The organism is Dethiosulfovibrio faecalis (genome assembly GCF_021568795.1).
Lineage (GTDB): Bacteria > Synergistota > Synergistia > Synergistales > Dethiosulfovibrionaceae > Dethiosulfovibrio > Dethiosulfovibrio faecalis.
Genome location: NZ_JAKGUE010000008.1, coordinates 16701 through 30325, shown reverse-complemented (window position 1 = coordinate 30325; position 13625 = coordinate 16701). Strand labels below are relative to the sequence as shown.

The following is a 13625-nucleotide window of genomic DNA, read 5'->3' as shown; positions in this document are numbered from 1 at the left end:
GAGACGATACCGCTATGGACAACCGCCGGATGAGAGAACTGGAGGAAATGTGCATCCAGGAAGACCCTCCCTTCTGTCAGGCAGCATGCCCTCTGGGCATGGACGGCAGAGGACTCTGTTCCGATCTGGCGGCGGGAACGGTCGACAAGGCCAGAGCGAAGGTGGAGGAGGGGCTTCCCTTGCCCCTCCTCCTCTGTCGTATATGCGACGAGCCCTGCAGGACAGCCTGCCCGAAGGGACGCTCCGGAGACGCCATATCCATGGCACTTCTGGAGCGCTACTCCCTGGAGAACGGCAAGGCTCCGAGAAAGAGGCCGTCCTTCCTGTCGCCGAGAACGGACCGAATAGCCCTCGTGGGCTCCGGGTTAGCCGCCATGGCCGCCCTGGAGAGCCTGAGGGCTAAACGCTATCTGCCCCAGGTATACATCCCGGACGGAGACCTCGCCGCCCAACTGAGAGAGGACAAGAGGCTGCCTCGGGATCTGCTGGACGAGACGTTGGAACGACTTCTGGAAGGGTTGAACGTAGTGACGGAGAGCCCTTCTCTGGAGGAACTGTCCGAGTTCGGCGGGGTCGTCATAGCAGACGAATCTCCCCTGAGATACCCCGGACCGACGGACGACGTCACCTTCGCCACCGAAGTGACCGGACTGTTCTCCCTGCCCCTGCCGTCCGGATCTCCCTCCACCGAGGCCAGGAGAGGACTGGAGGCGGTCCTCTCCCTGGAGAGACACCTACAGGGGGCCTCCCTTGAATCGGGACGGACGAAAAAAACCGACAGAAACACCAGACTGAAGGCCCCGGAGGACGACACCCCATCGAAGGCGACCGTGCCAAGAGGGGAAACCTACAGCTCCGAGGAGGCCACAGCCGAGGCGGCCAGATGCCTTCTATGTCAATGTCTCATATGTCATCCCTGGTGTCTGTATCTACAGGAATACGGGGGATCGCCCAGAAAATATATAAGGACCTACCACAACAACCTCATAATCAACAAGGGAAACAGGACTGCCAACAGGATGATAGACTCATGCACCCTATGCGGGCTATGCGCCGAGGTCTGTCCCACCGGTCTGGACGTAGGTCAGGCCAGTTTGGAGTCCAGGAGAAAGATGGTGGAGACCGGTCACATGCCTCCGTCGCACCACGACTACCCCCTCAGGGACATGGCCTCCGCCCTGGAGGAGACCGATTTCCTGCTGGACCCCACCGGAGGCTCGCCCGAATGGCTTTTCTTCCCCGGATGCCAGCTGGGGGCATCCGAGCCTCGCTGGGTAAGCGAATCCTACCGCTACCTTACGGACCGGCTCGAATCCGTCGCCCTATGGGTAAGCTGCTGCGGCGCTCCCGCCAGATGGGGAGGCAGAGAGGCCCTCTACATGGACGTCATGGACCTGTGGATCGAGAGATGGGAGGGTCTGGGCCGTCCGAAGGTCGTGACCGCCTGCTCCACCTGCCACGGCCTGCTGAAGGAAAGGCTTCCGGAAGGCACAGCCGTCACCCTGTGGGAGACGATGGATAAACTGGGCCTTCCCGAGGAGGGAGACGTCTCCGCCGAGACTGTCACCGTCAGCGACCCCTGTACGGCCAGAGACGACCGGACAGCCCAAGAGGCGGTCAGGAACCTGCTTAGAAGGCGGGGGCTGGCCCTGGAGGAACATCCCCGTTCCGGCAGGACCACCGAATGCTGCGGCTTCGGAGGGCTGGTCTTCTCAGCCAACCCCGACCTGGCTAAGAGATCCGCCACCAGAAGGGTACAGGAGGCAGGACACCCTATGGTGGTATCCTGCGCCATGTGCCGGGAGCTGTACTCCAGGACCGGTCACCCCACCTGGCATATACTGGAACTGCTACTCTCCCCCGAGGGTAAGGCGCCGTCGCCCAAGCCGTTCCCGGGGTGGAGCGCCAGACGGGAGAACCGCAAGAGGCTCAAGGCCGATATGACGTCGGGAACGGTCCCGAAAGAGCCGTCCGAATCGCTCGTCATGGACGAGAAACTGAGGCAAAATCTTGACGACCGATGGATAATAGAGGAGGAGATTCTCAAGGTCATAGAGGAAGCCCAGTCGGGAGGTCCCAGGCTCAGGAGAAAGGACTCGGATGTATATCTAGCCTACTCGGTGCTGAGTGAGAGAACCCTGTGGGTAGAGTACTCCCCCGAGGGAGACCGCTGGAGGATCCACGACTCCTACAGCCATCGAATGACCATCCAGGAGGTGACGAGATGAGGCCCGATCCCGTAGCTGAGGCCTTCGCCCGGTCGGAGGAATGGATCTGCGACGAATGCGGAGTCGAGCTGGAGACGGCGGAGGTCACCCTGACCTACCTGGGAGCCTCCTTCCCTGCGAAGATACCCAGATGCCCCAGATGCGGCATGGTGTTCATCCCCTCCTCCGTCGCCCTGGGCAAGATGCTTCAGGTGGAACAGGGACTGGAGGACAAATGAGCCTCTACGAGGACCTCGCCCTAGCCGATGGAGACATGCACCCCGGCGGAAGCGAGGCCACCAGAAGACTCATAGAGTTCGGCCGTCCCTACTGCGGTCTGAAAGCCCTGGACGTGGGATCAGGCAGGGGAGACGGACTGGAGACGCTGCACCGATCGGGCTTCTCCACCTGGGGAATCGAGCCGTCCCCCATCCTGGCCGACATGGCGGCGAAGAGGGCTCCCTACTCCGCCGTCGAGATAGGAAGGGCCGAATCCCTTCCCTTTCCCGACGGTTTCTTCGACCTGGTGATCTTCGAGTGCGTCCTGTCCCTCACGGACCCATCGACCGCCCTTGGGGAGACCGTCCGGGTCCTTCGGCCCTCGGGAAAGGTTTTGATCCAGGATCTGGTAGGCAGGGCGACGGGAGAGGGATGTATCGGAGGATGCAGGACCCTGGAGGGATGGCGGAAGACCATCGAGGATGCTGGCCTTTCCGTGACCAAGCTGATCCGGACGGATCTAGAGGTGAAAAGCTACTGGGCCTCCGCCGTCTTTCACGGAAGGCCTCTGCCGTGCTGCGAAAGTGGACCGACCTCCATAGGCGAGTTTCTATGCGAGGCGGTGAATAATGGAAAGAAGGGATGGTAAGACCATGGACGCTCTGGACATGAGAACCGCCGAGCTTTCCGCCCAGGGTTACTGCTGCACCCAGGTGGTGGCTTCGGTGGCGCTGGATCTCATATGCAGGGAGAACCCGGACCTCCTCAGGGCCCTGCACGGCTTCGGAGGAGGGATGGGAGGGACCAAGGGAATATGCGGGGCCCTGTCGGGAGGGATAGCCTTTCTCGGCCTCTACGGGGGAAAGGGAGGCCCTGAGGAGGACAGGGACGAAGAGCTGTATCCCATGGTGGCCGAGCTAAAGAGCTGGTTTCTCGAAAAATGGGGAACCCTGGAGTGTTCCAAGCTGGCCGGAGAAGAGGGAGAGAGAAAGAGTTCCGTCTGCCCCGAACTGATGGCGGAAACCGCCAGAAAGTGCATATCCCTCCTGGAGAGCCGAGGGATAAACCCGGAAAATGGAAGGTAGGGAAATCGGCAGGACCGAGAGCCTCTGCCCCGAGTGCCTCAGGAGGATCCCCGCCGCAAGGGTAAGGCGGGGATCCCTGGTTTTCCTGGAGAAGACCTGCCCCGAACACGGAGATTTCTCGTCGATCATATGGCGAGGACGCCCATCCATGGAGAACTGGTACCGCAGTCTAGACCGCTCTCCCCGAGGCAACCCCCAGACATCCGAGATGGAGGGATGTCCCTATGACTGCGGACTCTGCCCGGATCACCGTCAGGGAACCTGCACCGCCGTCCTGGAGGTGACGAAGAGATGCGACCTCCGATGCCCCTTCTGTTTCGCCGACGGAAGCGAAGGCGGCTCGGACGTCCCTATGGACGAGCTGATACGACGGCTGGAAGCCCTCTCAAAAAGGGAGGAATGCGTCCTCCAGCTATCCGGAGGGGAACCGACCGTGAGGGACGACCTGCCCTATCTCGTGAAAAGGGCCAGATCCATGGGATTCGACTTCATCCAGCTCAACAGCAACGGACTCAGGATATCCCGAGACCTGCCCTACCTGGAGAAACTGGCCCGAGCCGGTCTCGACTCGGTATATCTTCAGTTCGACGGGATGGACGACTCGGTCCACCGGGCCATGAGAGGTCGCCCTATGGCGAAGGTCAAGTCGAGGGCTTTGGAGAACTGCTCCCGAACGGGGGTGGCTGCAACCCTGGTGGCGACCTTGGTGCCCGGGCGAAACCTGGACCAGATAGGAAGGATAATCCGATACGGACTGTCCCGCGTGCCCACCGTCAGAGGAGTTCACCTCCAGCCGGTGAGCTATTTCGGCAGGATACCCTACAGGCCGAAGGACGAAAACAGAGTGACCCTGCCGGAGGTCCTGGAGCTGGTGGAGTCCCAGACCGACGGTCTTTTCGCCAAAAGAGACCTGGTGCCGCCAGGGTGAGAGCACTCACTGTGCTCCTGGCATGGAGACTTCGTGATAGACGACATGGGACGGCCCAGACCGAGCCCCAGAGGAAGCTGCCGCGGGAGAGACGAGGCGGAAGGTCACCGGTCGGGAACGGTGAAAAACGTCAAGGGAAGATGGTCCCCTCCCACTGCTCCATCCAAATTGGACGGCCCCTTCGCCCTTTGGGACCGCTTTCTGGCAAAGAGGTCCCGACGGACCTTCACTCTGTCCTGCATGGCCTTCCAGGACTGCTACACAGTCGACCTGGAAAGGCTGAAGAACTGCTGCATCCACGTGGTGGGCCCCGGGGGCAGGCTGATCCCCTTCTGCGCCAGGTACTGCACCGCCTCCGACGGAACCCCACTATACCCGGAGAGATAAAATGGATGTAATAAAAGAGCTCAACTCGTCCATAGAGAGGATGAGAACCGCCCCCTACTGGAGGGAGAGACTGAGAAACTGCCCGAAGAGACTGGAATCCCCGGAGGACCTGGGATCCTTTCCACTGCTCGAAGAGGACGAACTGCGCCGCCGTGGGAGGGAGATGGTACTGGTTCCTCCGGGAGACATAGGGAGGATAGTCACACTGAGCTCCTCCGGCACCACCGGGCCACCCAAGAGGGTCTATCTGTCGCCGTTGGACCTGGAGAGGACGGTCCGCTACTTCGCCTGGGGGCTCACCACCTTCTGCTCCTCCGGCGACAGACTGGCGGTACTCTACCCCGGCGAATCCAGATGGTCCGTCAGGGATATGCTGATTACGGCGGCGAAGAAAGTCGGCCTTGTCGCCACGGCCAGAGGATCCATGGATCTTCGGGAGCTCATGGAAGGGTTGACCGAGGGCAGATGGGACGTCCTGGCCGGAACCCCGGCACAGCTGGCTGCTGTGGCTAGGGGACTGAAAGGACGACGGCTTCGAGTCCGGCTCAGATCGGCCCTGTCCTCCGGGGCCCTGTTAAGCCATCGGACGAGGGAGGCCTTCTCGGAAGTCACCGGAGCGGAGATATTCGATCACTGGGGATGCAGGGAGGGAGGCTACGGAGGAGCGCTGGAATGCCGCTTCCACAGGGGCATGCACGTGAGGCCGGGCATACTGGCCGAGGTCCTGGACCGACGGGGAAATCCCCGTCCGGACGGAACGCCCGGGGCTCTGGTCATAACCACCTACGGAGCCCACGGCATGCCGCTGCTTCGATACAAGACCGGAGACCTGGCCCTGTTGGACCGGTCCCCCTGCCACTGCGGCAACGGCTATCCGAGACTATCCGTACTGGGAAGGATCGAGGAGATCGGAACCGATCCCATGGACTGGGCAAACGATCTGGAGGGCTGGGGCAAAAGGCCCTCGTCATATCAGGGGTCGGGAAAGAGGGCCCCGAGTGCGACGTAGAGACAGCACAGAGCCATGAGGGTCAAACAGGCGGACAACACCGGCCCGGAGGCAAGCACCATACCCCATAGAGCCACGTTCGACGGAAGAGAAGGAAGGGAGCCCATGGCGGAACCCATCAGCCACAGTTCCCCCAGAGTCTCGACAAGGCCGAGAGCTCCCCACAGAAAGGCCGCCGCGACCAGCAGTCTGGAGCTGAAATAACCGGCGACCCTCCAGCCCCTGACGTCGCTTTGAAAACACATCACGGTAGAAAGGACCAGAGCTCCCAGTAGAAGGGAAAAAGACGGCAAGGGATGGAGTCTCCTCTTGATCCTTCCCGCCCATGACGTAAGGCGGGAGGCGTCGGTCGATCCGAGGAAGAAAAGAGCCCCTCCGTCGTGACGGAAATACCTCAACAGGGCCCCTGCGGTCTCCACAGGGTCGGACCCATCGGCCCTCCTCTGCCCCGCCGCCCACTCGTCGAAAAGGGCTAGACGAACCGGGACCAGGTCCTCCAGATCCGCCCTTATGGCCTCTCGGGCATCGCGACCGAGGCCGGAGGGAACGGCTCCATCGGTCAGATCGGCGACCTTGCCGGACAGGGCTATCAATATACCGGCCAAAAAGGCGGCCCATAGGACCGGGACAACCCGGTCCCTCCAGTTGTCCAGCATGGAAGTCAAGACGGATCGAAACAAGGATAAGCACCTCCCAAAAATAAAGGCCCATCCCCTTCTTCCAAGAGAGCCCAGAGCTGAAATTTTACACTATACTTGGAACTATATCATACGGGGACCTCTAAAAACTCACGTCCAAGCGTCCTCGGAGAGGTCGTCCCGGCGGAGCCCATTCGAGCCCGTATTTTCGAATTTGCCGTCGTGTAGTACGGATGGGGCGACAGGACGTCGCCCCAAGCCGAGGGGGCACAGGACGTGCCCTCCGAGGCGGTCCGTACGAAACAGGCAGATCGAAAATACGACCGGGCGAGACAGGGCGGAGACGGGACGACCTCTCCGAAGATCAGCGTTTTTAGAGACACCCATATCTCCCATCCGGAGAAAGGAGCTGTATAGCGATGAAAAAAGACATCGGAACCGTCACGCCTCTCTACCCGGCGCCGGACCTCATAGTGGCAACCTACGACGAAAACGGCGCACCCAACGGGATGGCAGCGGCCTGGGGTGGAGTCTGCTGCTCCGAGCCGCCCTGCGTGGCTGTAGCGGTCAGGAAGGAAAGATACACCTACGGAGCCATCTCGGAGAGAGAGGCCTTCACAGTCAACATTCCCTCGGAAGACCTGGTCGAGCAGGCGGACCTGTTCGGCCTATGCTCCGGCGCAGAACACGACAAATTCGCCCTGACGAAGCTCACTGCCGTGAAGGGAACCAAGGTGGACGCCCCCACTATAGAGGAGTTCCCCATATCCATGGAATGCCGGCTGATCAAGACCGTGGAGATAGGATCCCACGTTCAGTTCATAGGCGAGGTCGTGGCCTGCTGGGTGGACGACGACTGTATGGACGAAAAGGGCAACCCCTCGCCGGAAAAGGTCCGACCGGTCATATTCATGCCTCAGTCGGGCCGTTACTACCGAATGGGCTCGGAGATCGCCCGGGCCTACAAGGCCGGCAGGAGATTCCTGGAGGAGGAAAAACCATGAGGTCCGCCCACGTAGGCATCAGGGTATCGAACCTGGAGAGATCCCTCTCTTTCTACGTTGATCGGCTTGGATGCCGCCTCAGCCACAGGATAGACACCCCTACCAGCCGTCTGGCCTTCATAACCGCCGGTGACACGACATTCGAACTGGTCGAGAAGGCCCCTATGACGGAACACAACGGAGCTATCCATCTGGCCTTCGTGGTGGAGGACATGGACGAAACCGTTGAAAAGCTGGAGGAAAGCGGGATCCATCTGAACAAGGACGGAATCATGCCCTTCCAGGGAGGAAAAATCCTATTCTTCCATGGCCCCGACGGCGAGACCCTGGAACTCTGCCAGGACGTCGGAACCGCCCTCTGACGAGATGCGAACGTAAGTTTTCAGAGATATCCATAAGAGAATCTACGAAAAGAAACCCCGACGAGTTCGGGGTTTTTTCATTTGGCAAAAAGGAATATCGCTTGACGGAACAACACCTCGGAGGTAATCTTATGTCGTTCCACAAACGTCACGATCAAATCGAGAGGGATGAGATGAATGGCCGAAAACGGCGGAATCAGGGTCCTTGACAGGGCCATCGCGATACTGGACCTGATGTCGAGCGCCAGCGATAGAACCGGCATAACCGATATCGCCGAGGCCACCGGCCTTCCCAAGGCAACGGTACACAGGATCCTTCAGGGATTGGTCTCGGGAAAGGCGGTCATCCAGAGCAGCGACGGAGGGTACGTCATAGGCCCCGCCGTGTTGGCCTGGGCGGACGCCTTCAAAGCGAGATGGGTCCTCCCAAAACTGGGACAGACAGTGATCAGAAGACTCTGGGAGGGGACCAGGGAGACGGTCCACCTAACTGCCTTCGACGGCAAACAGGCCTACTACGTGGACAAGATGGAGAGCCCCCATCCGGTGGGGATGAGATCCCGAGTAGGGGCCTCTCTCTGTCTCCACACCACCGCCGCGGGAAGGGCCATACTGGCCAACCTTCCGGAGGAAGAGCTGAGGAGCTATCTGAGCTCGGCTACATGGGATCCGAAGACCGATAAGACCGTCGCATCCGAGAAAGAGCTGTTCCTCATTCTCGACTCTGTAAGGCTGAGGGGTTATGCCTCGGAAAACGAGGAAAACGAGGAAGGGATACGCTGCGTGGGGTCCGCCATCCTGAGGGGCGAGGAAAAACTCCCGGTAGGGGCCATAAGCGTATCGGTACCGGCCTACAGGCTGGAGGACGGCGACGTAGCCGCGTTGGGAGAGGCGGTAAAGGAAGCCGCCTCCGATATATCGGCCCTTCTGAACGGGTCGAAATAAGGAGGAATAAGGACTATGGCAAGCGACAAGGCCGGAATAATCCGTTCCATCGGAGAGGCCGGAGTGGTGGCGGTCATAAGGGCCGAGAACGCCAGACAGGGTATGGACCTGGCCAAGGCGGTGAACGCCGGTGGGATCCCGGCGGTAGAGGTCACCATGACGGTCCCAGGGGCGATCGACATACTGGAGACCATGGCCTCCGAGGGAGGTCCTCTCCTGGGGGCCGGGACGGTGCTGGACCCGGAGACGGCAAGGGCCTGCATCCTAGCCGGAGCCAAGTTCATCGTGGCGCCCAACCTCAACGAGGAGGTTTTGAAAATCTGCAACCGCTATTCCGTTCCCTGTATGCCCGGAGTCGGAACGGTAACCGAGCTGATAAGGGCCCTGGAGATGGGGGCCGACGTGGTCAAGGCCTTCCCCGGCGAGGTGCTGGGACCGTCTTTCATAAAGGCCGTAAAAGGGCCTGTGCCCAACGCCAGGATAATGCCCACCGGAGGGGTTTCCCTGGATAACCTGGACAGGTGGTTCGCCGCGGGAGCCTTCGCGGTAGGTATGGGTGGAGCCCTCACCAAGCCAGGAGGCGTATCGGGAGACATGGAACTGGTCGCAGAGACGGCCCGCAGAATCATGGACCGAATAGCGGAAGTAAGAGGAGGCAGATAGGATGGCCGCCATCGTCACGTTCGGGGAGATAATGCTTAGACTCTCCCCCAAGGGCAAGGAAAAACTCTTTCAGACCTCCGACCTCGTAGGGACCTTCGGAGGAGCCGAGGGAAACGTAGCGGTCTCCCTTGCGAACTACGGTGAGGACGTCGCCTTAGTGACCGCCCTCCCGGCCAACCCGATAGGAGACGCCTGCACGGCCGAATTGAGAAGACACGGGGTGGACACCTCCCTCATAAGGAGAAGCGGCGACCGGGTCGGAATATACTACGCCGAGACCGGGGCCTGCTGCCGCCCGTCCAAGGTGGTATACGACAGGGCCGACTCCTCCATCGCCCGGGCAAAACCGGGAGACTTCGACTGGGACGCCGTTCTTGAGGGAGTCCAGTGGTTCCACACCACGGGGATAACCCCCGCGGTGGCGGAGGGAACCTCCGACCTGGTCATGGAGGCTCTCCAGGCTTGTAAGAGACGGGGTATCACCGTCTCCTGCGACCTCAACTACCGCAAGAAACTCTGGAAGTGGGGCAAGCCCGCCACGGAGGTCATGACGGAGATAGCCAAATACGTGGACGTGGCCATAGCCAACGAGGAGGACTGTCAGAAGAGCCTGGGCATTCAGGTGGACTCGGACGTCACCTCCGGAAAGCTGGACAGGTCGGCCTACGAAAAACTGGGGAGAAAGGTCCTGGAGACCTACCCGAACATGAAGAGCCTGGCCGTAACTCTGAGGGAAAGCCACAGCGCCGACCACAACGGATGGTCCGCCATGCTGGCCACCAGAGGAGAGGACACCGTCTTCAGCCGACGGTACGACATAACCCCTATAGTTGACCGCATCGGAGGAGGAGACTCTTTCGGGGCCGGACTGATCCACGGAATGAGATCCTTCGAGAGCCGATCGGACGCACTTGAGTTCGCAGTAGCCGCCTCGGCACTGAAACACACGGTATACGGCGACTTCAACCTGGTCTCCCGAGAGGACGTCCTCACCCTTATGGGAGGGGACGGCTCCGGAAGGGTCCAGAGATAGACCGAGGCCATTACCCGACTCGATCGGGATAGGTGATACGAATAAATCACATATAGGGAGGAACAAAAACAATGAAACGTCTGTTGTCGCTTCTAGTAGCTCTGACCGTGGTTCTCGCAGCCACCGGCGCCATGGCGGCGGATTTCCCCGCCAAGAACGTCAAGCTCATCGTCCCCTTCTCCGCCGGAGGGGGCACCGACGCAGTAGCCCGCTCTTTGGCCAGCGTAGCCGAGAAATACCTGGGACAGCCAGTCGTCATCATCAACAAGACCGGGGGCAGCGGTGCCGTGGGAATGACCGAGGGAGCCATGTCCAAGAAAGACGGATACACCGTCACCATGGTCACCAGAGAGATAGCCTGGCTCTTCCAGATGGGGCTGGCCCAGGTGAAGCCCTCCGACTTCGACGCCATAGCTCTGGTCAACGAGGACCCAGCAATCGTCCTGGTCCGTCCGGACTCGGAGTTCCAGTCCGTCGAGAAACTGATCGAATCGGCCAAGGCCGACTCGGGCAGCGTCAAGTTCGCCAGCACGGCGAAGCCGAACTTCTACCTCCTGGCCCTGGAGCTCAACCAGAACGTTACCTTCAACCAGATCCCCTATAACGGAGCGGCCGAGGCCATCCCCGCCGTCATGGGCGGCCACGTGGACTTCACCATGGTCAACCCCGGAGAGGCCATCTCCCAGATACAGGCGAAACAGCTCAAGGCCCTGGGAGTCTGCTCCGACGCCAGGCTCGCCGGCCTGCCCGAGGTTCCTACCATGACCGAGCTGGGATATCCCATAGTCACCGGTACGTGGAGAGGCCTGGCTGTGCCTAAGGGAACCCCCGAGAACGTCAAGTCGACCCTCGAGGAGGCCTTCGCCAAGGCGGTGGCGGATCCCGAGTTCCAGGGATTCATGGACAAGAGAAAGCTGGGCATCCGTTACATGGACTCGAAGGACTTCACATCCTTCATGGAGAAAGACGTGAAGGGACTCACGGCGATAGTCGAGGCCGTCAAAAAGCAGCAGGGCAAGTAGGCCCCTATATTCCGGGGCACCTTCAAAGGTGCCCCGGATCTTTTGGAGGTATTCCACATGAAAAGAGCCGATGCAGTCACCGCCCTGATCTTCATGGCGCTGGGAGGGGCCGCACTGTACCAGACGACCTTGTTCGACCAGACCCTCATAACAGACAACTACCTGGGGGCCACCTTCTTTCCGAGGATGGTCGCCATAGCCATGATAGCCATGGCCATATCCCTTCTCTGGGGATCGAGAAAAGCGAAAGCCGAGGGAGACGGTGAACCGATGTTCGGTCCCGGGATCCTTCGCCCCCTGGCCGGTGCCGTGATAGTTGGAGCCTATTCCTGGGCTCTGGGACCCCTGGGCTTCATAATATCCACCGTTATTCTTAACCTAGCCATACTTTTGACCTTCGGAGTGAAAAAGATACCCTTGCTGTTAATGCTGCCGATTGGAGCGACTCTGATCATCTACTGGGTTTTCTATAAACTTCTGACCGTACCCCTCCCGGAGGGGATATTCTTCCTCTAGAAAGGGAGGCTTAGAACTATGATAGATCTCCTCGTACAGGGATTGGGAACCGCCCTGTCGCCCCAGGTCTTCCCCTTCCTGTTCTTCGGGGTGATGGGCGGCATAGCCATAGGGTCTCTGCCGGGACTTACCGCTACGATGGGAGTGGCCGTGCTGCTTCCTCTGACCTTCGGGATGGAGTCCACCAGAGCTCTGGTCCTTCTCGTAGGCATATACATAGGGGCCATCTACGGCGGATCCATCTCGGCGATTCTCCTTAAGACCCCCGGTACCCCCGCCGCGGCGGCCACCGTTCTGGACGGCCATCAGATGGCCAGCCGGGGAGAGGCGGCAAAGGCCCTGAGCATATCCGCCGTAGCCTCCTTCGTAGGAGGCATGGTGAGCACTATTATGCTCATCTCTTTCTCGCCGGTGCTGGCCAAGTTCGCCCTCCGATTCGGCGCTCCCGAGTACTTCGCTCTAGCGGTGTTCGGCCTCTCCATAATAGCGTCCATCTCGGGAAAACACCCCATAAAGGGGCTCCTCGCCGGGATGTTGGGGCTGCTGGTCGCGACGGTGGGGCTGGACCCCGTAACGAGCTACCCCAGATTCACATTCAATCAGATGCACCTCTATAACGGTTTCTCCATCATTCCGGTGCTCATAGGCCTCTTCGCCCTTTCGGAGGCCTTCGTTCAGATGGAGAACTTCCGTATAGACGGAAAGATAGACACGAACTTCAAGAGGGGGATCGTCTCCCTCAAGGAGACCATAGGGCTACTGCCCACGATGCTGAAATCCGCCCTGATGGGAACCATCATAGGATCCATCCCGGGGGCGGGTGCCGACATAGCCGCCTTCGTGACCTACAACGAGGCCAGGAGGTCCTCCAAGACCCCCAAGGCCTTCGGAACCGGGTGCATGGAGGGGATAGCCGCCCCTGAGGCGGGCAACAACGGGGTGACCGGAGGGGCTCTGGTACCGCTGCTCACATTGGGAGTGCCGGGAGACGCGGTGGCCGCCATAATGCTGGGAGCCCTCATAATACAGGGACTGCAGCCGGGCCCCCTGCTCTTCACCCAGAACGCCGACGTCATATACGGACTGTTCGCCTCCATGCTGGTGGGCAACATACTGATGCTCGCTCTAGGACTGCTCGGGGTTAGGCTCTTCTGCCGGGTCGTGGAGATACCAAAGAGGGTCATCATACCGGTGGTAATAACCCTGTCGGTGGTGGGAGCCTACTCGATGAACAACAGCGTATTCGACGTATGGGTGGCCCTGGGCTTCGGGGTAATAGGCTACCTGATGCAGAAGGTCGAGATGCCGGCATCTCCGGTCATTCTGGCGGTCATACTCGGTCCCATGGCGGAGAGCAACCTCCGACGGGCGGTGCTCATGTACCAGGGCCATTACGATTTTCTCTGGACAAGACCCATCACGGTGGCGTTCCTCGCCCTGGCGGCGATCTCCCTCGTTTCCTCCTGGATGAGGGCGAAAAAAGAGAGAAACATCTGACATGAAGAGCCCGTAAGGCTATATAATCGGAAGGTCTCGCCAAAAAGCGGGACCTTCTTTCGTTGACTTAACCCCGTAGAATCCATAAAATGGCCTCCGTTAACTAGTTA

General features: G+C 60.1%; 16 protein-coding genes. 15 read left to right on the top strand and 1 reads right to left on the bottom strand.

Annotated elements, in window-relative coordinates; all coding sequences use genetic code 11:
* Positions 1-14 precede the first annotated feature (14 nt).
* The 6 genes from L2W58_RS07210 to L2W58_RS07180 are packed head-to-tail and all read left to right on the top strand — an operon-like array spanning position 15 to position 5835.
* Complete coding sequence (locus L2W58_RS07210; protein WP_236102677.1) at positions 15-2228, top strand: pyridine nucleotide-disulfide oxidoreductase/dicluster-binding protein; 2214 nt, start codon at positions 15-17, stop codon at positions 2226-2228.
* A complete protein-coding gene (locus L2W58_RS07205) occupies positions 2225-2446 on the top strand; it encodes a DVU_1557 family redox protein (protein WP_236099524.1) in 222 nt (73 codons plus the stop codon). Before L2W58_RS07210 ends, L2W58_RS07205 begins: the two co-directional genes overlap by 4 nt.
* On the top strand, positions 2443-3075 hold the full coding sequence (locus L2W58_RS07200; protein WP_236102676.1) for a class I SAM-dependent methyltransferase: 633 nt from the start codon (positions 2443-2445) through the stop codon (positions 3073-3075). Before L2W58_RS07205 ends, L2W58_RS07200 begins: the two co-directional genes overlap by 4 nt.
* Positions 3056-3511 carry a DVU_1555 family C-GCAxxG-C-C protein gene (locus L2W58_RS07195; RefSeq protein WP_236102675.1) on the top strand — a complete coding sequence of 152 codons (456 nt, stop codon included), beginning with the start codon at positions 3056-3058 and terminating at the stop codon, positions 3509-3511. The genes L2W58_RS07200 and L2W58_RS07195 overlap by 20 nt, the downstream gene beginning before the upstream one ends.
* Positions 3501-4826 (top strand): radical SAM (seleno)protein TrsS, encoded by a 1326-nt coding sequence (gene trsS, locus L2W58_RS07190; protein ID WP_327020588.1) that lies wholly within the window; start codon positions 3501-3503, stop codon positions 4824-4826. Before L2W58_RS07195 ends, trsS begins: the two co-directional genes overlap by 11 nt.
* Position 4827: 1 nt before the next feature.
* A complete protein-coding gene (locus L2W58_RS07180) occupies positions 4828-5835 on the top strand; it encodes a phenylacetate--CoA ligase family protein (protein ID WP_236102672.1) in 1008 nt (335 codons plus the stop codon).
* Here the strand turns inward: L2W58_RS07180 and L2W58_RS07175 are convergent.
* Positions 5799-6515 (bottom strand): hypothetical protein, encoded by a 717-nt coding sequence (locus L2W58_RS07175; protein ID WP_236102671.1) that lies wholly within the window; start codon positions 6513-6515, stop codon positions 5799-5801. The genes L2W58_RS07180 and L2W58_RS07175 overlap by 37 nt on opposite strands.
* Positions 6516-6749: 234 nt before the next feature.
* Between L2W58_RS07175 and L2W58_RS07170 the strand changes: the two genes are divergently transcribed.
* The 9 genes from L2W58_RS07170 to L2W58_RS07130 all read left to right on the top strand — a co-directional run bounded on the left by L2W58_RS07170 (position 6750) and on the right by L2W58_RS07130 (position 13515).
* The gene (locus tag L2W58_RS07170) at positions 6750-6890 is read left to right on the top strand and encodes a hypothetical protein (protein WP_236102670.1); all 141 of its coding nucleotides are present in this window, start codon (positions 6750-6752) and stop codon (positions 6888-6890) included.
* Positions 6891-6892: 2 nt separating this feature from the next.
* A complete protein-coding gene (locus tag L2W58_RS07165; protein ID WP_236102669.1) occupies positions 6893-7477 on the top strand; it encodes a flavin reductase family protein in 585 nt (194 codons plus the stop codon).
* The gene (locus L2W58_RS07160) at positions 7474-7839 is read left to right on the top strand and encodes a VOC family protein (RefSeq protein WP_236102668.1); all 366 of its coding nucleotides are present in this window, start codon (positions 7474-7476) and stop codon (positions 7837-7839) included. Before L2W58_RS07165 ends, L2W58_RS07160 begins: the two co-directional genes overlap by 4 nt.
* Before the next feature lie 177 nt (positions 7840-8016).
* Complete coding sequence (locus tag L2W58_RS07155; protein ID WP_236102667.1) at positions 8017-8784, top strand: IclR family transcriptional regulator; 768 nt, start codon at positions 8017-8019, stop codon at positions 8782-8784.
* Positions 8785-8799: 15 nt separating this feature from the next.
* Positions 8800-9447, top strand: a complete 648-nt coding sequence (locus L2W58_RS07150) for a bifunctional 2-keto-4-hydroxyglutarate aldolase/2-keto-3-deoxy-6-phosphogluconate aldolase (protein WP_236102666.1) — start codon at positions 8800-8802, stop codon at positions 9445-9447.
* A 1-nt stretch (position 9448) separates the two neighbouring features.
* Positions 9449-10480: a sugar kinase gene (locus L2W58_RS07145; protein ID WP_236102665.1), complete on the top strand. Its 1032-nt coding sequence runs from the start codon at positions 9449-9451 to the stop codon at positions 10478-10480.
* 71 nt (positions 10481-10551) lie between these two features.
* Entirely contained in the window at positions 10552-11502 is a 951-nt protein-coding gene (locus L2W58_RS07140; protein ID WP_236102664.1) for a Bug family tripartite tricarboxylate transporter substrate binding protein, read from the top strand.
* A 57-nt stretch (positions 11503-11559) separates the two neighbouring features.
* The gene (locus L2W58_RS07135; RefSeq protein WP_236102663.1) at positions 11560-12018 is read left to right on the top strand and encodes a tripartite tricarboxylate transporter TctB family protein; all 459 of its coding nucleotides are present in this window, start codon (positions 11560-11562) and stop codon (positions 12016-12018) included.
* Between the two features lie 18 nt (positions 12019-12036).
* Positions 12037-13515 carry a tripartite tricarboxylate transporter permease gene (locus tag L2W58_RS07130; RefSeq protein WP_236102662.1) on the top strand — a complete coding sequence of 493 codons (1479 nt, stop codon included), beginning with the start codon at positions 12037-12039 and terminating at the stop codon, positions 13513-13515.
* The last annotated feature ends 110 nt before the right edge of the window (positions 13516-13625 follow it).